We start from the raw sequence: 20863 nt of genomic DNA, 5'->3' as shown, positions 1-20863 counted from the left end.
CGCAGTGAAGAAATTGGTGTTTTAGTGCTATTGTGGCAAAGAAAATTTTTCATGCCACGAAAGCACAAAATCCTAAAAAGATTTTTAGATACGCTACACGTTATGATTTTATGAAGAAGAGAATTTTAGTCCTCTGTACGGGTAACTCATGTCGTAGCCAGATAGCACACGGTTATCTGGAGTATTTCGGTGGCAAACAGGTTGAAGTACGAAGTGCCGGAATTGAAACCCATGGTGTAAATCCCCGCGCCATTGCTACCATGAAAGAAGATGGCATTGATATATCCCATCACACTTCCAATAATGTTAATGAATACGCAAACGAGTCGTTCGATTATGTGATTACCGTTTGTGACAACGCAAAGGAAAACTGTCCCTACTTTCCCGCAACCGTTAAATCCTTTCATCATAACTTCCCCGATCCGGCCAAAGCCACAGGTTCCGAACAGGAAATACTGAATGAGTTCCGAAAAGTGAGGGCTATGATTAAAGATTATATGAAAACTTTCATTGAGGCTAACGTTCATTAGTCTGTAGTCTTTCAAAGTATTTAAACAATATCTTCTTACGGTTTATATATTTGAGTTTTCAAGCGCCCAATGAAACTCAACAAGTACATCGTAATCGATTTCGATAGCACCTTTACCAAAATAGAAGCCTTCGACCTCTTGGCTGAAATCAGCTTAAGGGATCATCCGGAAGGAGAAGAAAGAAAAAAGATGATCCGTGAAATCACCAACCAGGGCATGGATGGTTCCATCTCTTTTCGTGAATCACTGGAAAAACGTGTAGAACTTCTGGCACCAAACAAATCGCACTTATTGCAATTAGCAGAGCGTTTAAAAGCACAGGTTTCCGAATCTTTTAAACGTAACCGCGAATTCTTTAAAAAATATGCCGATAATATCTATGTGATCAGCAATGGCTTTCACATGTTTATCGATCCTGTAGTCACCGAGTTTGGCATCAAGCCTGAGAACATCTTAGCGAATCGTTTTCATTTTGATGAGAAAGGGGAAGTTATTGGTTTTGATAAAGAAAATCCACTCTCCGCCAACAATGGAAAAGTTGAACAATTAAAACGACTCAACTTACCAGGAGATGTTTATGTAATTGGCGATGGCTATACCGACTATGAAATAAAACATGCCGGTCTTGCCAATAAGTTCTTTGCGTTTACTGAGAATGTTGAGCGCGAAAATATTATGGAAAAGGCTGATCACATAACCCCCAGCCTGGATGAATTTCTATACCTCAATAAATTAAACACGGCTATCTCCTACCCCAAAAACCGAATACACGTTTTGCTTTTGGAAAATGTGCATCCGGTGGCGGTGGAATTAATGCGGGCAGAAGGCTTTACTGTGGAAACCTATCCGGCAGCACTGTCAGAAGAAGAGTTGTGCAAAAAAATCAAAAATGTATCGGTACTGGGTATCCGTTCCAAAACCCAAGTTACTGAAAAAGTATTGGAGCAGGCCAACCGGCTAATGACCATAGGAGCCTTTTGTATCGGCACCAATCAAATCGATTTAAAGGCAGCCACACAAAAAGGTGTTGCTGTGTTTAATGCACCCTTCAGCAACACACGCTCGGTGGTAGAGCTGGTGGTAGCGGAGATGATCATCCTTATCCGAAAGATTGTAGAGAAGTCAAACAAAATGCACCAGGGTAAATGGGATAAATCCGCTGCCGGAAGTTATGAGATACGCGGAAAAAAACTTGGGTTAATCGGTTACGGGAATATTGGTGCACAACTTTCTGTGTTGGCTGAATCAATGGGAATGAAGGTTCTCTATTATGATATTGAAGAAAAACTTTCACTGGGCAATGCCACCCGTTGTAAAACCATGAAAGAAGTTTTGGAGCAGGCCGATGTTGTTTCCCTGCATGTTGACGGCCGTGCTGCAAACAAAAACCTGATCGGTGAACGCGAATTCGGTTGGATGAAAAAAGGCGTTATCTTCATAAACCTGAGCCGGGGCCACGTAGTGGATATCGCGGCACTAAAAGCGAATATTCTTAATGGAAATGTTGGCGGTTGCGCTATTGATGTATTTCCTGTTGAACCTAACAACGAAGAAGAGTTTATTTCCGAATTAAGGGGTTTACCGAATACAATACTTACACCGCACATCGGAGGAAGCACGGTGGAAGCACAGGAGAACATTGGCAATTTTGTTCCGGGTAAATTCATGGATTATATAAACACCGGAAGCACTTCCAACAGTGTAAACTTTCCAAACCTGGTTTTACCAACACTTGAAAATGCCCACAGACTTATTCACATTCACGAAAACGTTCCGGGTATACTGGCGCAGATCAACAAGGTATTGGCCGATCACAACATCAATATTGCAGGGCAATACCTGAAAACAAATGAACAAATCGGGTATGTGATCACCGATATCGATAAAGCATACAGCAAAGATGTAATTAAAGAACTTCGCAGTATTGCACACACCATAAAATTCAGGGTGCTATATTAGCCCTTATGGAAGAAAAATACAGACTAACTGGTCTAAAACTCAAAATCTACGAGGTCATCTTCGAGTCGGACACACCCGAAGGAAGATACTTCGACATCATATTATTAGTAAGCATTATTCTCAGTGTTGTTGTTGTATTGCTGGAGAGTGTTCATGACATAAAAATCGGATGGGGTAACTGGCTGCTTGGACTGGAGTGGTTCTTTACCGGAATATTTACGCTTGAGTATCTGGCCCGTATATGGGTGGTGCTGCACAAACGAAAATACATTTTCTCCTTTTTTGGCATTGTCGACTTACTTTCAGTTTTACCAACCTATCTGACGATCTTCTTTGTGGGTGCTCAATCCCTGCTTGTTATCAGAAGTTTACGCTTACTCCGGATCTTTAGAATTTTCAAGTTAGCCCGATTTATTGGTGAGAGTCAGAACCTTACCACAGCCTTAAAAGCAAGTCAGTATAAAATCATCGTATTCCTGACTACGGTGATGACCGCAGTGATCATATTTGGTACATTAATATTCCTGATAGAGGGGCCCGAAAATGGTTTTACCAGCATACCGATAAGTATTTATTGGGCCATTGTTACCATGACAACCGTTGGCTATGGCGATATAGCACCGCATACTACACTGGGGCAAACACTGGCATCCATCATTATGATTATGGGCTATGGTATTATTGCTGTGCCCACAGGCATTGTTTCTTCGGAAATGATAAAATTAAAAACGAAGGAAAAGATAACCACACAGGTATGCCCGCATTGTCTGAAAGAAGGGCACGATAGCGATGCGATTTACTGCAAGTATTGCGGTGGAGAGATTAATTAAAATAAAAAATCCACCGAATTTGGTGAGGAGTTTCTGAACCTCATAAAAGACAAGTTTTGAGCTGCCAACAACCGCAACCTTCTTCTGTTATCCTGCTTTTTGGGCGAGGTACTGACGGTAACCGTCAGCATGAGGCCTGATTTTGGTTGTAAGCTTCACTCGGTATTGTAAAAATGTTAGGTTCAGCAAACGTGTCCCAAATTCGAGTGGATTCTTGCATCAAAGGAAAATAAAAGATAGCCACTGCGAAACATTGATTAACTACTTATTTTTTAGTAATCAGCAGGCTTAACAAACTATGAAACCAACAATAAATTTTACACCCGGTCCCTCACAACTTTTTTTTACGGTAGAAGACCATATGCGCAAGGCTTTCCGCGATGGTATACCCTCCCTATCCCATCGAAGCAAAACCTTTGAATCCATCTATAAAGAAACTGCCGAAGGATTAAAAGAACTTATCGGTATACCGGAAGATTTCACGATTGTATTCACATCATCAGCAACAGAAGTATGGGAAAGGATTATTGAAAACCTGGTAGAAGATTCTTCGCATCATTTTGTTAACGGAGCTTTTTCAAAACGCTTTTATGAAATCGCACAACAACTAAACCGTAATCCTCAAAAAACTGAAACGAAAGAAGGTTATGCTTTTTCAAAACCAGAGGCACTACCTGCAACTGAACTGATTGCACTTACACAGAATGAAACCAGTACCGGTGTTTCCTTGCCTGTATCTTTTATCAATGAATTTAAACTAGTGCAACCAGAGGCGTTAGTGGCTGTGGATGCCGTTTCGTCTCTGCCCTATCCTGAATTTGATTTCACCAAAATCGATACATTATTCTTCTCGGTACAAAAAGGATTTGGATTGCCGGCAGGGCTTGGGGTTTGGATTGTCAACCATCGGTGTAAAGAAAAAGCAGAAGCACTTCGTTCAAAAGGAATCTCCATTGGTTCCTACCACAACTTACCAGGGTTGCTTGAACTTGCACAAAAGAATCAAACACCCGAAACACCAAATGTGTTAGGCATCTACCTGTTGGGAAAAGTAGTTCAGGATATGTTGCGCAGGGGTATTACTACCATCCGCAGAGAAACAGATTATAAAGCAGCCATACTTTACCAAGCCTTAGAACAACACCCCGTACTACAACCATTTGTGTCGGACAAAACCATTCAATCCAAAACAGTAATTATTGCCGATTGCGGAGAATACACCAGTCAACTTTCAGATTATCTGCAATCAAAAGGATTATTTCCGGGTGAAGGTTACGGTTCATTCAAAAAGCAACACCTGCGATTCGCCAACTTTCCGGCTCACTCAAAAGAGCAGTTTGAACTTCTTGTCGATTCCATTGAAGCCTTTAAACCATAATGGTTACCATTAACCCAGATTATGCATTAGGAATAGGTTACGACATAAATAACTGACGAATGCTGACGGTGCCATCAGCATTGTCAGGGTTTAATCTTGACAATGAAAATCACCAAAAGGTCTAAAGTCTTTACGTGTAAGTTGTTGATTTTCATTCGTCAAATTATGCAATAGAATATCCTATTGCATAATTACGGTTAAACCTTTCAAAAGTATCTTTGTCTAACGTAAGCCTTTAACCCTGCCTTCTTTGGAAGACAACGAACTCCTGTCGAAAATCCGTAACCCGGAAACCCGGAACTATGGCTTTAACATGCTGGTACGCACCTATCAGCAGCGGGTGTACTGGCACGTGCGTAAAATGGTTATCGACCACGATGATGCCGATGATCTCACCCAGGAAGTGTTTATCAAAATCCACCGCTACATAGATACATTCAGGGAAGACTCCCAACTTTTCACCTGGATCTACCGCATCGCCACCAACGAATGCCTGAGTTTTTTAAACAGGAAAAAGAAAAGGTTTTTCCTGCCCATCGGTGATGTAACGGCTGAGTTATCGGGTAAACTCGACAGCGCAGCGCACATCTCCGGGGATGAAATACAGTTAAAACTTCAAAAAGCCCTGCTAAAACTACCCGAAAAACAACGGCTGGTTTTTAACATGAAATACTTTGATGATCTTCCGTATGAAGAAATAGCAAAAATCACCGAAACCAGCGTTGGAGCCCTGAAAGCCAGCTATCACCATGCGGTGAAGAAAATTGAAGATTTCTTAACCGCAGATTAAACGTTTCCTCTATATATATGTCTAAGCACCGATAATGAAAAAGCTCGAAAACATACCTAAAACGAACATTTTTGAAGTACCCGAAGGCTATTTCGATAAGCTGCCCCTTCAGATTCAGGCACGTGTAGCGACTGAAAACCCTGCGCCCCAACAACAGCCCTGGCTGAGGTACTCGCTGCGATACGCACTACCCATGCTGGTATTTGCCCTGGCAGCCATTTTTGTTTTCAGGCCAAAGGTTGATAAAGTGGAAAAAATTCTGGCTTCCGTGAGCACTGAAGAACTGGTAGCCTACCTGGAAAGCAATGCGCTCTCCACCGATGAACTTTTGGATAGCTATGATTTTGATGACGCAAGTGCTGAAGCCATTGAGCAAGAAGTTTACTTCAGCTTTGATTTTGATACCGATGATGTAAATGAACTTCAAGACTTAGAACTTTGAAATTTTTAACGGTGTGTTATGAAAAAAATATTTAAAATTTTTCTGATGGTGTGGGTTGCCCTCCCGCTGTGGGCACAAGATGGTGACGCAGGGAAAATGGATCCGAAAGCGCAGGAAAAAATAAGGGCTGCACGCATTGCCTTTATTACAGATCGATTAGGGTTAACACCGGAAGAGGCAGAACGCTTCTGGCCCATCTATCGTGAATTTTCCAATAAACGATTAGAGTTAAACCAACGATTTGAACAAGCCAAACGTAACCCGGAGATAAACAGACCTAAAGAGGAGCATGAACGAGAACTGGTCGAGTTGGGCTTTAAACTAAAACAGCAGGAACTCGACCTGGAGAAAGAATACTCAACGCGCATTCTTAACGTAATACCGGCTCAAAAACTTATGGCGTTGCGAACGGCTGAAGATGATTTTAGAAGATTATTGATGCAACAAATACAACAACGCCAGTTACAAGAGCAACGAAAACAACAAGCACAGGACCGAAACGAACAACGCCTGCGCCAACGCAATAACTGACCCACATATGCATGCGCTGTAGCGGGCAATGGTTTTTAACCCTAATCATTTCAGTGTCCTCGTGTAAACTTTTCGCGCAGGACACTACTGCTTTATTATCCAAACCAGATTCCACGCTCACCTTCAGCGATTCACTGAACATCTTCAGACTGATTGATAGTCTGATGAACATGGAAGAATTTAACAGTACTTCTCAACTTGCCGTGCGCCTGACCTACAACAGTAATGTACTTTGGACGGGTCGAACCCTGGGCATTGAACAATTTGGATTGTCGCCTGGGGTATCCTATTATCACAAAACGGGTTTGTTTGCGGACCTTTCCTCCTTCTGGAGTAAAGACTTTGAACCCAAATATTACCTCACCATTTTTACGGGAGGATACATGCACTCCTTTTCCAAGCGATTTTCCCTCATCGCCAGTTACGACCACTACTTTTACAATCTTGAAGATGACTATATCCCCTACAACAATGCAATAACCATTACCCCTTTCTATGATCTGAAACCAGTCAACTTCAGGTTAGATTATTCGTTCTTCTTTGGCGACTACTCCGTTCATCGCCTCATGCCCTCGATAGGTGTAACATTAGAGAAGAGGAACATCTTTAAACTAGATCGCATTTCATTTTTCCCTACTGTATTTATTCTCTTCGGTGATCAAACGTTTTCTGAAATCAAATTCCCAACCACGCGACAGGAATGGATTGCTGCAGCCCTGCGTGTTCGTCAGGGGCTGCCTTGGTATACCATTGAAACTAAACGTGTTTTTGGTTTAATGAACTATGCCGTCTCGGCACCGCTTTCGATCAGAAATAATCACTGGAACTTTACAGCCAGCTATGTATTCAATATTCCTAAGGCGCTACCGGGCGAAACCCTTACCCTTGAAAACAGTAGCTTTATCACCGCTTCCTTCACCTGGTTTTTCGATCTGAGTCGGAAAAAATCACCTTTGTAGAATCAGCGGGTTTGGATATTTTGCGGCCAAACCACGCTTACTATGATTCGCTTATCCTTATTTCTCCTCTTTGTCATTTCAATAACAGCAACCATGGCCCAGGACTTCCGCTGGCAACAACGCGCGGAATATACAATGGACGTTCGGCTGGACGTAAAAACCCATAAAGTTACCGGTACACAAAAATTGGTTTACTACAATAACTCACCAGACACGCTAAGCAAGGTTTATTACCATCTTTACTTTAATGCCTTTCAACCGGGTAGTATGATGGACGTACGGTCAAGAAACATTCTGGATCCTGACGGACGTGTTACTGACCGCATATCAAAATTAAAGGATGAAGAAATCGGTTATCAGCGCATCCAAAGCCTGAAGCAGGATGGAAAAGATATAAATTTTCATGTTGAAGGAACAATCCTGGAAGTAACCCTAGCCAAACCTATTCTGCCAAAAGGCAAAGCGACATTTGATATGAAGTTTGAATCCCAGGTTCCGATACAAATCAGAAGATCGGGAAGAAACAGCCGTGAAGGTATAGCCTATTCCATGACGCAGTGGTATCCGAAAATGGCTGAATATGATTTTCAGGGATGGCACGCTTACCAATATGTGGCCCGTGAATTTCATGGTGTGTGGGGCGATTTCGATGTAAAGATTACGCTTGATCCTTCCTTCATTATCGGTGGAACGGGTAAACTTCAAAATGCCGACAAAGTTGGGTATGGTTATGAAAAGCCTGGTGTAAAAGTAACGCGCCCGGCTGGCGAACTTACCTGGCACTTCCTGGCTAAAAATGTAATTGACTTTGCGTGGACAGCCGATCCGGATTATGTACACGAAATAGCCCAGGTACCTGACGGGACCGAAGTGCATTTTTTCTATCAACCCGGTGAGAAGACCACAGAAAACTGGAAAAAGCTTAAGGACTATACCGTAAAGCATTTTGAGTTTATGAACAAAACCTTCGGCAAGTATCCGTACGAAGTCTACTCGGTTCTTCAAGGTGGTGATGGCGGTATGGAATACCCGATGTGCACACTCATTACCGGTGAACGATCATTGAACAGCCTGGTTGGCGTAATGGCGCATGAAGTAGCCCACAGTTGGTACCAGGCCGTACTCGCTTCAAACGAATCGTTATACGCGTGGTTTGATGAAGGCTTTGCCGATTTTGCCACCAATGAATCGATGGCGCTGTTGTTCGATGAAAAAAATCCACACGGTGGAAGTTATAACGGATATTTCTCGCTGGTAAGAAGTGGCCTTCAGGAACCGATGAATCAACATGCCGATCACTTCACCACAAATCGGGCTTACGGAATATCAGCGTATAACATGGGAACTGTTTTCCTGCATCAACTGAAATACATTATCGGTGATGCAAACTTTTACAAAGGGATGAGAAGGTATTACAACGCATGGAAATTTAAACATCCTGAACCCAATGATTTTATCCGCATAATGGAAAAAACAAGCGGGCTCCAACTAAAATGGTATATGACCTATTGGGTAAATACAACCAAACGAATTGACTACGGCATCAAAAATGTTGTGGCAGATAATGAAGCTACTTTTGTAACCCTTGAACGGATTGGAGAATTTCCAATGCCCGTTGATTTGATGATAACATATGCCGATGGTTCAAAAGAACTGTTCTACATCCCCCTAAATGAAACCTTGGGAAATAAACCGGCAGAAGATACAACCCTGGCGCGAGTAGAACTTGAAACCTGGCCGTGGGTTAACCCAACCTACACGCTTAAAATAAACAAACCTGCCAAGGGCATTGCAAAACTCGAAATTGATCCATCCTTGCGTATGGCTGACATTGACCGAAAGAACAATGTAGTGGATATGAGTGCGGCATTTAAAGCGTATCAAGATCCGACACGGAAGTAGCTTTATTTTATTACCCATTTTCGATACAAAAAATGACAAGGGAGCAAGCCCAAAACGAAATACATGAACTTGTACAAGCAATAAACTATCATAACGATCTATACTATCAGAAACACAAGACTGAAATAAGTGATTATGAGTTTGATCAATTGCTGGAAAAACTTATTGCTTTAGAAAATGAATTTCCGGAACTAAAACAGCCCGACTCCCCCACTCAACGGGTTGGCGGCACCATTACTAAGGAATTCCAAACGGTATACCATAAATACCCAATGCTTTCGTTGGGGAATACGTATTCGCAGGAGGAGCTTACAGATTTTGACAGTCGGGTGGCAAAAGGATTGGATGGCGATCCGTATGAATATTTCTGTGAACTGAAGTTTGATGGCGTTTCCATCAGCTTGATTTATGAAAATGGTTTGCTGGTTCGCGGGGTTACGCGTGGCGATGGCGTGCGCGGTGATGACGTGACTGCAAATGTTAAAACCATCCGTAACATTCCGCTCAAGGTAAGTGGAAAAAATATCCCTCAGAGCTTTGAAGTGCGTGGTGAAGTTTTTCTACCGAAAGATGTTTTCACACAACTCAATAAAGAACGGGAAGACATTGGCGAAGAACGTTACGCCAATGCGCGCAACACGGCATCGGGTACGATGAAAATGCAGGACTCCTCCATTGTGGCACAGCGTAAACTGGATTGCTTCGCGTATTACCTGTTGGGGGAAGATCTCGGCATTGAAACGCATGAAGCAGGAATCCATAACCTTGAGAAATGGGGTTTTAATGTTTCGGATACCTATAAAAAGTGTAAATCAATAAAACAGGTATTCGATTACATTGATCATTGGGAAAATCGCAGAGGAGAGTTGCCGCTGGAAACAGATGGTGTAGTCATCAAGGTAAACAGCCTCGAACAACAGGAACGCCTGGGCTTCACAGCAAAAAGTCCGCGGTGGGCCATTGCCTACAAATACAAAGCGCAAAGCATCAGCACGCGACTAAATGGAGTAACCTACCAGGTGGGTCGTACTGGCGCTATTACACCGGTTGCCGAGTTGGAACCCGTATTTCTATCCGGCACAACGGTAAAGCGCGCCTCCCTGCACAATGCCAACGAAATCAATCGCCTCGACTTACACATTGGCGATTATGTATTCGTAGAAAAAGGCGGAGAGATTATTCCCAAAGTAACCGGGGTTGACCACACCAAACGCAAAGGAAAAACCCAACCCATACACTACATAACACGTTGCCCGGAATGCAACACGCCACTGGTGAGGCAGGAAGGTGAAGCCGCGCATTATTGTCCGAACATAAACGGCTGTGCGCCACAAATAAAAGGGCGCATCGAACATTTCATTCAGCGCAAGGCTATGGATATTGATTCGCTGGGGGAGCAAACCATCCGACAGCTTTATGAGCTTAACCTGGTGCGCAGGCCATCCGATTTGTATTTTCTTACGAAAGAAGATTTGCTTCGGTTAGACAAGGTAAAGGATAAGTCAGCCGAGAACATGCTGAAAGGCATACGCGAATCCAAACAGGCGCCTTTTGAAAATGTGTTGTTTGCCATTGGCATACGGTACGTTGGCAAAACCGTAGCCGAAAAACTGGCCCGTCATTTCAAAACCATCGACCGGTTAATGGATGCCACGTATGAGCAATTACTGGAAGCCCCTGAAGTGGGAGAAAAAATCGCGCAAAGCGTAATCCTTTTTTTCAGCCATCCGGAAAACCGGGAAGAAATTGAACGGTTGCGTCAAGCCGGGCTGAATCTTGAAGCGGTGATTAAGGAAGTAGTACTCGACAGCCATGTGTTAGAAGGAAAATCCTTTGTGATTTCGGGTGTATTTGAGAAATATGAGCGCGATGACCTAAAGGATATCATCCTTAAAAATGGCGGAAAAGTGCTATCGTCCATTTCGGGCAAGCTGGATTACCTGCTGGCGGGCGATAACATGGGGCCGGCCAAGCGCGAAAAAGCCGAAAAGCTTGGTGTACCGATTATTTCAGAAGCTGATTTTAATGTTTTACTTTCGGGCGGAAAATTGTAAGGGGCATGAAAATGAGTTTTCTGAACATCCGCACCAAATCACAACTCAAAAGGAACAAAACCGTTCGGACCTCCATCCCCTACACCCAGGTGCAATCGGTAGGTGTGCTGTTCAGCATTGAAGACAAGAAAAAGCACGATGAGATCAAAGACTTTATCCACCGGCTTGAACGCGATGGAAAAAAGGTGAAAGTGATGGCCTACCTGCCTCCCAACAAGGATAACTACGAATTTCTGTTCGATTTCTTCACTCAAAAAGAAATTTCTTTTTGGGGAGCGTTTACTTCTGAAACAGCCGTAAAATTCTTTAACACCCCGTTCGACTACCTCTACTACCTCGATACCAAACCAAACCCCATGATGCTGAATATACTGGCACGCAGCAAAGCCCGCTGCCGTATCGGTGGATATTGGGAAAACAACAAATCGTTTTTCGAATTCATGCTTAGTGAAACCTCCACGACCAGAAACCTGATCGATAGCATGTACAAATATTCAACACAACTGAAGTAATATGAAAAAGTTATACGGAACCGGTGTTGCGCTTGTAACACCCTTCGATTCAACGGGCGCAATTGATTACAAGTCATTAAAAAAACTGTTAACCCATACCGCCAAAGGCGTTGATTATTACGTGGTAATGGGCACAACAGGCGAATCGGTGACCGTTTCATCTGCTGAAAAGCAGGAAGTGCTGAACTTTGTGAAGAAGAGCAATACCGCTAAACTTCCTATCGTGTATGGCATTGGTGGCAATAACACGCAGGCTGTATTGGATACGATTCGCAGCACCGATTTAAAAGGCGTTGATGCCATCCTTTCGGTAAGTCCGTATTACAACAAGCCCTCGCAAGAAGGAATTTACCAGCATTTTAGTATGATTGCTGATGCTTCACCTCTTCCAATAATACTGTACAATGTTCCCGGAAGAACCGCATCGAATATTACTGCGGAAACAACCCTTCGGCTAGCAAGACATAAAAAAATAATTGGTGTAAAGGAAGCCTCGGGCAACCTGGAGCAGTGTATGCGCATTGCCAAATCGATGCCGCAGGATTTCTTGCTGATATCAGGAGATGATTTGTTAACTGTTCCGCTCTACGCGATTGGTGGCAAAGGCGTGATCTCTGTTTTGGCCAATGCCTTGCCCATCCCCTTCAAGAAAATGAAAGAATTCGCCTTTGCCGGTAACTATGCAAAAGCCAGTCAGCACCAGTTTTCCTTGCTGGAGATCAACGGCCCCATGTACGAAGAGGCCAATCCTGTTGGTGTGAAACAATTGCTGAAGGAAATAGGAATTTGTGAAAACTATGTACGTATGCCTTTGTTGCCGGCTTCGCGCGGGCTCCAGCAAAAAATAAGTGCAGCATATGCTGAGCTCAGAAAAGGGTAACAATCTCACCTGCATATCAACGCTATCGAACGTGACTAACTAAGGGAGCTTTCAGGCGGAATTGGGAAATTTACGCTTTGGGTAAACCAATTTTAAACGAGAGTGTAAACCTGGCCTTAAAAACAGAAAAGGATAACCATAGGGTTATCCTTTCCAACAATCTTTACAAAGTAACCAGGTTACTAAGCTTTATTCTTTAGATCCTGAACCTCAGACCTGATTTGCTGGGCCAGGTTTTTCAATTCCTGCATGCCTTTCCGTAGACGCGTACCTGCAGCGCTGTTGCCCTTTGCATAGAACTTGTCAGCATCGCCTTCCAATGAAGCAATGAGGTTTTTGAGGTCGTTGAATTTTTGCATTTTTCTATTGTTTAAGATTAAAAATGTTTGATTTCTAATGCCAATTTAAAGAAAAACCTTAAAAATCAACCCAAAAAGGCATTTTTTTATTAAACCTTAGTTACGGCAACCAGTTCTTCGTTTCGGTAAAAACCGCTATCCAACTTGTCCTTTAGCACCGAAAAGGCCTTTAAGGTGCGCTCCACATCTTCCATGGTGTGGGCTGCGGTGGGGATTATCCGGAACATGATAACATCCTTAGGCACAACGGGATAGATAACTACCGAACAAAAAATATTAAAATTTTCACGCAGGTCCATGGCCATGTTGGCCGCCTCGCCAACACCGCCTTTAAAGAGTACCGGGGTAACCGGAGAAGTGGTGGTCCCAATGTTAAAGCCACGCTCTTTTAACCCATTTTGCATGGCGTTTACAATCTTCCAAAGGTTATCCTTTAGTTCGGGGCGGGTACGCAACAACTCCAATCGTTTAATGGCACCAATCACCAATGGCATAGGCAAGCTCTTGGCGTAGATCTGCGAACGCATGGAGTAACGCAAAAACTTGATAATGCGAGCATCGCCTCCCACAAAGGCGCCTATGCTCGCCATTGATTTGGCAAAGGTTGAAAAATACAAGTCAATCTGATCTTGTACGCCTTGCTCCTCGCCTGTTCCGGCACCGGTTTTACCCATAGTTCCGAAGCCGTGTGCATCATCAACAAATAGTCTGAAATTATATTTCTTCTTAAGCTCAACAACACCTTTCAGGTTACCCTGCTTACCCGACATACCAAAAACACCCTCGGTGATAACCAGAATACCTCCCCCAGTTTCAGTGGCCAGTTTGGTGGCACGCTGCAATTGCTTGTCCAGGCTTTCCATATCGTTATGCTGGTACACAAAGCGCTTGCCCATATGCAGGCGAACACCGTCAATAATACAGGCGTGAGATTCAGCATCGTACACGATCACATCTTTACGGTCAACAATGGCATCAATAATGGATACCACACCCTGGTAGCCATAGTTGAGCAACATCACATCCTGTTTACCAATAAACTCGGCCAATTGCTTCTCCAGAGCAATGTGGTGCACCGAATTACCCGACATCATACGGGCGCCCATCGGGTGACCCATTCCATACTGGGCCGCTGCTTCGGCATCCACCTTGCGCACTTCGGGGTGGTTAGCCAGCCCGAGGTAATTGTTCAAACTCCAGTTCAATACTTCCTTACCGTTAAACTTCATATGTGGGCCGATGTCGCCCTCCAGCTTGGGGAAAAAGAAATAATCGTCAGGTAAATGTGAATATTTGGCCAGCGGACCAGCCTCCATCTTAAGCTTTTCAAATAAATCGACCATTGCGTGTTCTTGGTTAAAAATTGCGGCAAAAATAACGAAAAAAGCTCAGGAACAAGTGATTAAGTTGGGCTTTGGCTGCACCACTCTTTCGGGTTGGCCTAACGGCAATTATTGATTAGCATTGTATTTTAAGCCTTTTTGAATGACGAAGATCAAGAAATTACTGGTTGCCAACCGTGGTGAAATTGCCTTAAGGATTATGCGCAGCGCCCGCGAGCTGGGCATTAAAACAGTTGCCGTTTATAGCGAGGCCGACCGCCAGGCTTTGCATGTAAGGTTTGCAGATGAAGCGGTTTGCATAGGTCCTCCTCCCTCAAACGAATCGTATTTGCGCATCGATAAACTGCTTGAGGCTGCGCGGGAAACCCAGGCGGATGCAATCCATCCCGGCTATGGGTTTCTGTCGGAAAATGAGGACTTTGCCCAGCAGGTAGAAGATGCCGGGCTGATCTTTGTTGGCCCATCGCCCAAGTCTATTGAGGTTATGGGAAATAAACTGGCCGCCAAAGAAGCGGTTTCAAAATTTAAAGTACCCCTGGTGCCCGGTACGGCCGAGCCGATTGGTGATGTAGATAAAGCAAAGAAAATTGCAAAGGAAGTTGGCTACCCGATTTTAATTAAAGCAGCGGCAGGTGGTGGCGGAAAAGGTATGCGCATTGTTGACCGTGAGGAGGATTTCGTGGAGCAAATGGACCGCGCAGTAAGCGAAGCAACCTCATCGTTTGGTGACGGATCCGTTTTCATTGAAAAATACATTACCCAGCCACGGCACATCGAGTTTCAGATATTTGGCGATAAGCAGGGTAATGTTGTGCACCTGTTTGAGCGGGAATGTTCCATCCAGCGAAGGCATCAAAAAGTAGTAGAGGAAGCCCCGTCTTCGATTTTAACACCCGAAATCCGTAAGGCGATGGGCGAGGCTGCTGTAAACGTAGCCAAGTCGTGTGATTATTATGGTGCAGGAACGGTTGAATTCATTATGGATGAAAAACTGAATTTTTATTTTCTCGAAATGAATACGCGGCTACAGGTGGAACATCCGGTAACAGAAATGATTACCGGCATTGACCTGGTAAAACTTCAACTCAGTATTGCCGAAGGAAATAAACTCCCCTTTAAACAAGGTGACCTGACCATGCATGGGCATGCCGTTGAAGTGCGCGTTTATGCAGAAGACCCTACCAATAATTTTCTGCCGGATATCGGAACATTAAAAACTTACCAGCGGCCGCAAGGCAATGGTATACGCGTGGATGATGGTTTTGAGCAAGGCATGGCAATCCCATTCTACTACGACCCCATGATTGCCAAACTGATTTGCCATGCCGAAACCCGCGAGCTGGCCATGGACAAAATGATACGAGCTATTGATGAATATGAGATAACCGGACTTGAAACCACATTAGGCTTTTGCCGGTATGTTATGCAGCACCCTGCTTTCCGAAGCGGGCAATTCGATACCAAGTTTGTTGAAAACTATTTCAAGCCGGAAGTTCTCTCTTCAAATCCTTTGCAGGAGGAAGAACTACTGGCCGCAGCATTATCATCAATACTTGAACAAAAACCCGTTTCAACCGACACGATAAATATTGGAAACGGCTCGGTAAGTAAATGGAAAAAAAACAGGCTGTAAAACCAGTCAACTGATCTTTGAAGAAACATATCCATGGCTGAAATAAAACCGGTACGTGCCTGGCGGTACAACCAGGAACTGGCACAAACTATTGAATCCCTTGTCTCACCGTTGTTTGATGTGGTCTCTGAAAAACAACGTAAAACCCTATATCAAAACCCGTATAACAGCATTCATTTATCGGTCCCCTTGGGATCTGCCCATCATGCCCGCGAATTATTGGACCAATGGAAGCAAGAGGGAATAATTAAACAGGATAAACTGCCGGGCATCTATGTTTATTACCAGTACTTTAAACTGCCGGGAAGTAACAAAGAGTATTGTCGTAAGGGATTTGTTTGCCACATCCGAACCTATGATTGGAATGAACAAGTGATCCTGCGCCATGAAAATACAATACCCAATGCCGTGAACGATCGTGTTGAATTACTGGAAGAGACGCAACTCCACGTTAGCCCAACGCATGGCCTGTATACTGATGCAGATCATGTTTTAGAGGCATATATGGACGAAGCCATCCAAACACCCATTTACGAAACGGAAGACTACCAGGGTGTACGCGATGTATTGGCCTTCATCCATGATGCCACGGTAATCCAGAAATTTATTGATGTCATTAAAGGCAAAAACATCATTTTGGCTGATGGCCACCACCGGTACGAAGGATCGTTGCTGTATAAAACCAAAATGAGGAGCACTCAGCCGCATCATTCGGGTAATGAAGGCTACAACTTTCACCTCATGTACCTCACCAACACCGAAGCGGACGACCTGCACATTCTGCCCACCCACCGGTTAATCAGCGGATTACCTGATTTTAATGAGGAGGTCATCCTTAAAAAGCTGGAGCCGAACTTTATGATTAAGCCCATTGAAGATGCCGATACATTAAATGAAATAATAATTGGTAAACCCTGGGCCTTTGGGTTAATGTTTCGTGAAAATAATTACAAGGTTAGGCTAAAACCCGAAGTAATTGACTCCATGACCTGGCATTTCCCTGAAGTGGTAAAACGATTGGACCTTACCGTTATGCACTATTTTATTATTGAAAAAGCGTTGGGTATTCCGGGCAAGGAGCAACGCCAAAGCAAAAACATATCCTTCGACAGGAGTTTTTCCGACTGTCTGAAAAAAGTATTGACCAGTGAAGCCCAGCTGGCCATTATTACCAACGAAGTTTCCATTGAAGATGTAAAGAAAGTTTGCGCCAGTGGGGCCACCATGCCGCAAAAATCAACTTACTTTTACCCCAAAGTTATTTGTGGTTTTATGTTCAGCTCGATAAAAGAAGATGAATTTCAAACACCCGCTTATTCTCGCTTCTAGCTCTCCGCGCAGGCAATACCTGATGAAGGAAGCAGGCTTTCAGTTCACCATTGAAAAGCCCGAGGTTGACGAATCGTTTCCGCCAACGTTGCCCGTTGAGCAAGTTGCCCGTTACCTGGCTTTAAAAAAAGCCGAATACTTCCGGGGGGCAATCCAACATCAAATTGTGGTGACGGCCGATACCGTGGTGATCCTTGAAAACCAAATCCTAAATAAACCCGAAAACCGTATCGAGGCCATTGGCATGTTGGAAAAACTAAGCCGAAAAACGCACCGGGTAATGACGGGTGTTTGTATCCTGTCGGCTGAAAAAGAAGAGAGCTTTGACGATACCACTGAAGTAACTTTTAAAAAACTTTCCCGCGAGGAAATCGAGTACTATGTCGATCATTACAAACCTTACGACAAAGCGGGTGCCTATGGCGCACAGGATTTTATCGGCATGATTGCCATTGAGAGAATTGTCGGGTCGTATTTTAATGTGATGGGGTTGCCCATTCACAAAGTGTACACGCACCTGATCAACTGGTGATGAAAAAACTCTGGCAGTATCTTCTAAACCATCTAAAATCCGATTTTAAACCTCGCGCCTATTTGTACATAGCCACGTTTCTGGCACTAAGCATTGTGCTTAATTATTACTTCGATTTTGAAGACAACGTAATTGACCGGCAACAGGGCATACTGAAATTCTCCCTCTTCTTTATTACTCATGCTGGTGCTTATTTCATTCCTGTATTAATACTGAAAGCATTTAAAACTGATTCCATAAAACTTAACAGTCAGTTCTGGATAAGAAGTGTGCTGGCCCTGGCTTTATTAAGCGCAGACCGCAGCCTGCTGCTGGTTGAAACCTATATATTTAAATTGCTGGATGCCCGGGTTTTTCTGTGGGGTTTTAAAGTAATCAATAACCTGGCTGGGTTACTGTACATTATGTTGCCCCTGTATATCTTTTATAAACTTAAGGATATACAGTCCAAAAACTTTTACGGCCTTTCGCAGGGCTCATCCGCTGTACTGAAGCCTTATCTTATTATTCTGGCAACTATGCTTCCGGTTATTGTTGCAGCGTCATTTTTGCCCGGGTTTCAAAAACAATACCCGATGTACATCACCACAACAGCACCTAGCTACCTCGGCATTCCCGAATGGTTAACCGTTGCCGGTTATGAACTGGCCTATGCCCTTAACTTTGTAACGATCGAATTTTTTTACAGGGGGTTTCTCGTACTGGGCATGCTGGCCTGTCTCGGCCGCTCGGCCATTTTGCCTATGGCCTGTTTGTATTGTTCGCTACACTTTGGAAAACCTATGCCCGAAGCCATCAGCTCAATTTTTGGCGGCTACATCCTGGGTGTGTTCGCTTATGAAACAAAAAGTATATGGGGCGGTGTTGTCGTTCATGTTGGCATTGCCTGGATGATGGAAATCGCTGCATTCATGCAATCCCTTTATCACCGGTAAACTATTGCAAGAGGCGATGCAGGGCGGCTTGCATCCGTGCCTGGTCCGAACCAAGCTTGTTTCTTCCAAGTTTACCCGTGGTGTAGATATTGGGAAGGTGGTGGATAATGTTTTTTTCAAACTCCGAAATACAAATTACTTTTTTCATGCCGCAATGCTGATAAATGTCCGTATTGACCTTGGGTATGGTTCTGTAGTGATCGTTACCATAAAACCGGGCAAAGTTTCCGTGCATCAGTTTAATCCGATGGAGTTGTTCTTTAGAAATTATAAAACACGATTGATTCAGGTTAGTGAAATGCGCAAACTTCTTTCCGGAATATTCTTCTACGGAATCAAAATCCCAGTCATAATTGCCGTGATAAGCCGGGTAATAAAAACCCGATGCATCATCAAATTCTTCATACTGAATCAATCCGGCTATCCTGTTTTCCGGAAGAATACGTTCATACTCGATAAAACTACTGATGTGATCCTCACGCCACAGGTGATCATTCTCAGTAAAAATGAAATAATCAAAATTTTCCGATTCCTGGTCGATGACCTGACGGCAGGTCATCGGAAGTAGCTTGTAATCAAATACCTTTCCGTTCCAAAAGCGTTTATCAATCTTGAAGAACAAGTTGGAAATATCCCACTTTGTGTATCGCTCAATTACGTTTACACGGTCAATACCGGTAATATCTGGAAGGGAAATATTCGAATTGACAAAAACAGTGATTTTAAAGGCTTTAATTTCTTTGAGTGCAGTGACCACTTGTTGAAGGTATTTTTTCTGCTCCGATCCGAAATTTACGATTACGGCTAAGACGTTTTTCATGAATAAGCAGCAAAGGTTAGTTTTGTAAAATTACTGAATTTGTATTCCAATATACTATGAATCAGTTGAGAACAAAATCAGCTTCAAATTCTTTGGCGCATATTTCTTCACTATTTTTGTTAGTTAATAACTGCTCATGTTCGCATTAAAGAAACTATTCTTATCGCATAAAAACATCAAACTCTTTTATTACGCAGGGTGCATCTGGCGCGAACTGTACCCCAAATTTCTTTGCCGGCTTGTCATGAGGCAAAAACTTAAATCGATCGATTCCTACGACCTCAACTACATAAACTATCGGCTTAACTACTACAACAAACTTACTGATAACGTTACGCTCGGTAATAATGCCATTAAGCTTGAAGCCTTGAAAATGCCGAAGCGAAAGCGTGTTTATTATTTTGATGCGGTTGAATTTACCCGCTTTTTCAACCATCAGTTAAAGGCAAGTTTCCTGTTTGGCGATATAACCCATGTTCCGGATGAACCCTCCATTACCAAGAGCCGCCCGGTGCAGGGGGAAAATAAAAATTCAGTCATCCTTAAACTTGAAAAGTCGCGGCATTTTATGTTCGTGAAGTACGACATGCCCTTTGTGAACAAAAAAAATATGATGGTTTGGCGTGGCGTAACCGGCAGCGCTTCCGAAAACCGACAACACCGGCTGAAGTTCCTTCAAATACATTTCAACTCGCCCCTGTGCAACCTGGGTAAAGTGGGTGGCGGGCTGGGGCCTGATGAATGGTTAAAAGGCAGGATGACTATTGATGAACAATTAGCGTATAAGTTCATTCTTTGCATAGAAGGCAATGATGTAGCCACTAACCTGAAATGGGTAATGTCTTCCAATTCATTGGCGGTAATGCCCCGTCCAACGTACGAGACATGGTTTATGGAGGGCACATTAATCCCGGATTATCATTATGTGGCTATTAAGGATGATTATTCGGACCTGGAAGAACGGCTAACCTATTACATTAACAATACAGACAAAGCACTGGAAATCCTAAAAAATGCACACGACTATATCAACCAGTTCCGCAACAAAAAGCGCGAAGACTTGCTTTCCCTTCTGGTGCTTGAAAAATATTTTGTAAAAACGGGGCAACTGAAACCCATTAGTAAAGCAGGAATTTAATACCTTT

At 43.4% G+C, this 20863-nt stretch carries 20 protein-coding genes; 17 read left to right on the top strand and 3 right to left on the bottom strand.

Features of this window, described 5'->3' with window-relative positions:
- Window positions 1-110 precede the first annotated feature (110 nt).
- The 12 genes from KIT51_09040 to dapA all read left to right on the top strand — a co-directional run bounded on the left by KIT51_09040 (window position 111) and on the right by dapA (window position 12767).
- Complete coding sequence (locus tag KIT51_09040) at window positions 111-530, top strand: arsenate reductase ArsC (GenBank protein UYN88543.1); 420 nt, start codon at window positions 111-113, stop codon at window positions 528-530.
- A gap of 69 nt (window positions 531-599) precedes the next feature.
- A complete protein-coding gene (gene serA / locus KIT51_09035; GenBank protein UYN88368.1) occupies window positions 600-2489 on the top strand; it encodes a phosphoglycerate dehydrogenase in 1890 nt (629 codons plus the stop codon).
- A 5-nt stretch (window positions 2490-2494) separates the two neighbouring features.
- Window positions 2495-3319, top strand: coding sequence for an ion transporter (locus KIT51_09030; GenBank protein ID UYN88367.1), 825 nt, complete (start codon window positions 2495-2497; stop codon window positions 3317-3319).
- A gap of 298 nt (window positions 3320-3617) precedes the next feature.
- On the top strand, window positions 3618-4697 hold the full coding sequence (locus KIT51_09025; GenBank protein UYN88366.1) for an alanine--glyoxylate aminotransferase family protein: 1080 nt from the start codon (window positions 3618-3620) through the stop codon (window positions 4695-4697).
- 250 nt (window positions 4698-4947) lie between these two features.
- Window positions 4948-5487, top strand: coding sequence for a sigma-70 family RNA polymerase sigma factor (locus KIT51_09020; protein ID UYN88365.1), 540 nt, complete (start codon window positions 4948-4950; stop codon window positions 5485-5487).
- Window positions 5488-5521: 34 nt separating this feature from the next.
- The gene (locus tag KIT51_09015) at window positions 5522-5929 is read left to right on the top strand and encodes a hypothetical protein (GenBank protein UYN88364.1); all 408 of its coding nucleotides are present in this window, start codon (window positions 5522-5524) and stop codon (window positions 5927-5929) included.
- 18 nt (window positions 5930-5947) lie between these two features.
- Complete coding sequence (locus tag KIT51_09010) at window positions 5948-6460, top strand: hypothetical protein (protein ID UYN88363.1); 513 nt, start codon at window positions 5948-5950, stop codon at window positions 6458-6460.
- 53 nt (window positions 6461-6513) lie between these two features.
- Window positions 6514-7419 carry a hypothetical protein gene (locus tag KIT51_09005; GenBank protein ID UYN88362.1) on the top strand — a complete coding sequence of 302 codons (906 nt, stop codon included), beginning with the start codon at window positions 6514-6516 and terminating at the stop codon, window positions 7417-7419.
- Between the two features lie 42 nt (window positions 7420-7461).
- Complete coding sequence (locus KIT51_09000) at window positions 7462-9321, top strand: M1 family metallopeptidase (protein ID UYN88361.1); 1860 nt, start codon at window positions 7462-7464, stop codon at window positions 9319-9321.
- A 32-nt stretch (window positions 9322-9353) separates the two neighbouring features.
- Complete coding sequence (ligA, locus tag KIT51_08995; protein ID UYN88360.1) at window positions 9354-11375, top strand: NAD-dependent DNA ligase LigA; 2022 nt, start codon at window positions 9354-9356, stop codon at window positions 11373-11375.
- A 5-nt stretch (window positions 11376-11380) separates the two neighbouring features.
- Window positions 11381-11887 (top strand): hypothetical protein, encoded by a 507-nt coding sequence (locus KIT51_08990; GenBank protein UYN88359.1) that lies wholly within the window; start codon window positions 11381-11383, stop codon window positions 11885-11887.
- A gap of 1 nt (window position 11888) precedes the next feature.
- Window positions 11889-12767 carry a 4-hydroxy-tetrahydrodipicolinate synthase gene (dapA, locus tag KIT51_08985; protein UYN88358.1) on the top strand — a complete coding sequence of 293 codons (879 nt, stop codon included), beginning with the start codon at window positions 11889-11891 and terminating at the stop codon, window positions 12765-12767.
- 182 nt (window positions 12768-12949) lie between these two features.
- Here the strand turns inward: dapA and KIT51_08980 are convergent, their stop codons facing one another.
- Entirely contained in the window at window positions 12950-13126 is a 177-nt protein-coding gene (locus tag KIT51_08980; GenBank protein UYN88357.1) for a histone H1, read from the bottom strand.
- Window positions 13127-13215: 89 nt separating this feature from the next.
- Window positions 13216-14469, bottom strand: a complete 1254-nt coding sequence (locus KIT51_08975) for an aminotransferase class I/II-fold pyridoxal phosphate-dependent enzyme (GenBank protein UYN88356.1) — start codon at window positions 14467-14469, stop codon at window positions 13216-13218.
- A gap of 142 nt (window positions 14470-14611) precedes the next feature.
- Between KIT51_08975 and accC the strand changes: the two genes are divergently transcribed.
- From accC to KIT51_08955, 4 genes are read left to right on the top strand one after another with little or no spacing between them, the layout of a single operon-like run.
- Window positions 14612-16102: an acetyl-CoA carboxylase biotin carboxylase subunit gene (gene accC, locus KIT51_08970; protein UYN88355.1), complete on the top strand. Its 1491-nt coding sequence runs from the start codon at window positions 14612-14614 to the stop codon at window positions 16100-16102.
- A gap of 33 nt (window positions 16103-16135) precedes the next feature.
- Window positions 16136-17431 carry a DUF1015 domain-containing protein gene (locus KIT51_08965; GenBank protein UYN88354.1) on the top strand — a complete coding sequence of 432 codons (1296 nt, stop codon included), beginning with the start codon at window positions 16136-16138 and terminating at the stop codon, window positions 17429-17431.
- Window positions 17397-17963 (top strand): septum formation protein Maf, encoded by a 567-nt coding sequence (maf, locus tag KIT51_08960; protein UYN88353.1) that lies wholly within the window; start codon window positions 17397-17399, stop codon window positions 17961-17963. The genes KIT51_08965 and maf overlap by 35 nt, the downstream gene beginning before the upstream one ends.
- Window positions 17963-18898: a CPBP family intramembrane metalloprotease gene (locus KIT51_08955; protein UYN88352.1), complete on the top strand. Its 936-nt coding sequence runs from the start codon at window positions 17963-17965 to the stop codon at window positions 18896-18898. The genes maf and KIT51_08955 overlap by 1 nt, the downstream gene beginning before the upstream one ends.
- 1 nt (window position 18899) lies before the next feature.
- Here the strand turns inward: KIT51_08955 and KIT51_08950 are convergent, their stop codons facing one another.
- A complete protein-coding gene (locus KIT51_08950) occupies window positions 18900-19718 on the bottom strand; it encodes a hypothetical protein (protein ID UYN88351.1) in 819 nt (272 codons plus the stop codon).
- A gap of 244 nt (window positions 19719-19962) precedes the next feature.
- Here KIT51_08950 and KIT51_08945 point away from each other — a divergent pair, with 244 nt between their 5' ends.
- A complete protein-coding gene (locus KIT51_08945) occupies window positions 19963-20856 on the top strand; it encodes a lipopolysaccharide A protein (GenBank protein UYN88350.1) in 894 nt (297 codons plus the stop codon).
- The last annotated feature ends 7 nt before the right edge of the window (window positions 20857-20863 follow it).

It is taken from the genome of Cyclobacteriaceae bacterium, from assembly GCA_025808415.1.
Lineage (GTDB): Bacteria > Bacteroidota > Bacteroidia > Cytophagales > Cyclobacteriaceae > UBA2336.
The sequence above is the reverse complement of the archived record's forward strand: the minus strand, read 5'-3'. Positions and strand labels throughout refer to the sequence as shown.

What these genes read in the sequence shown, in the direction of transcription:
- KIT51_09040 (UYN88543.1), top strand. Translation starts at nt 111, where the DNA reads ATGAAGAAGAGAATTTTAGTCCTCTGTACGGGTAACTCATGTCGTAGC.
- serA (UYN88368.1), top strand. Translation starts at nt 600, where the DNA reads ATGAAACTCAACAAGTACATCGTAATCGATTTCGATAGCACCTTTACC.
- KIT51_09030 (UYN88367.1), top strand. Translation starts at nt 2,495, where the DNA reads ATGGAAGAAAAATACAGACTAACTGGTCTAAAACTCAAAATCTACGAG.
- KIT51_09025 (UYN88366.1), top strand. Translation starts at nt 3,618, where the DNA reads ATGAAACCAACAATAAATTTTACACCCGGTCCCTCACAACTTTTTTTT.
- KIT51_09015 (UYN88364.1), top strand. Translation starts at nt 5,522, where the DNA reads ATGAAAAAGCTCGAAAACATACCTAAAACGAACATTTTTGAAGTACCC.
- KIT51_09010 (UYN88363.1), top strand. Translation starts at nt 5,948, where the DNA reads ATGAAAAAAATATTTAAAATTTTTCTGATGGTGTGGGTTGCCCTCCCG.
- KIT51_09000 (UYN88361.1), top strand. Translation starts at nt 7,462, where the DNA reads ATGATTCGCTTATCCTTATTTCTCCTCTTTGTCATTTCAATAACAGCA.
- ligA (UYN88360.1), top strand. Translation starts at nt 9,354, where the DNA reads ATGACAAGGGAGCAAGCCCAAAACGAAATACATGAACTTGTACAAGCA.
- KIT51_08990 (UYN88359.1), top strand. Translation starts at nt 11,381, where the DNA reads ATGAAAATGAGTTTTCTGAACATCCGCACCAAATCACAACTCAAAAGG.
- dapA (UYN88358.1), top strand. Translation starts at nt 11,889, where the DNA reads ATGAAAAAGTTATACGGAACCGGTGTTGCGCTTGTAACACCCTTCGAT.
- KIT51_08980 (UYN88357.1), bottom strand. Translation starts at nt 13,126, where the DNA reads ATGCAAAAATTCAACGACCTCAAAAACCTCATTGCTTCATTGGAAGGC.
- KIT51_08975 (UYN88356.1), bottom strand. Translation starts at nt 14,469, where the DNA reads ATGGTCGATTTATTTGAAAAGCTTAAGATGGAGGCTGGTCCGCTGGCC.
- accC (UYN88355.1), top strand. Translation starts at nt 14,612, where the DNA reads ATGACGAAGATCAAGAAATTACTGGTTGCCAACCGTGGTGAAATTGCC.
- KIT51_08965 (UYN88354.1), top strand. Translation starts at nt 16,136, where the DNA reads ATGGCTGAAATAAAACCGGTACGTGCCTGGCGGTACAACCAGGAACTG.
- maf (UYN88353.1), top strand. Translation starts at nt 17,397, where the DNA reads ATGAATTTCAAACACCCGCTTATTCTCGCTTCTAGCTCTCCGCGCAGG.
- KIT51_08955 (UYN88352.1), top strand. Translation starts at nt 17,963, where the DNA reads ATGAAAAAACTCTGGCAGTATCTTCTAAACCATCTAAAATCCGATTTT.
- KIT51_08950 (UYN88351.1), bottom strand. Translation starts at nt 19,718, where the DNA reads ATGAAAAACGTCTTAGCCGTAATCGTAAATTTCGGATCGGAGCAGAAA.
- KIT51_08945 (UYN88350.1), top strand. Translation starts at nt 19,963, where the DNA reads ATGAGGCAAAAACTTAAATCGATCGATTCCTACGACCTCAACTACATA.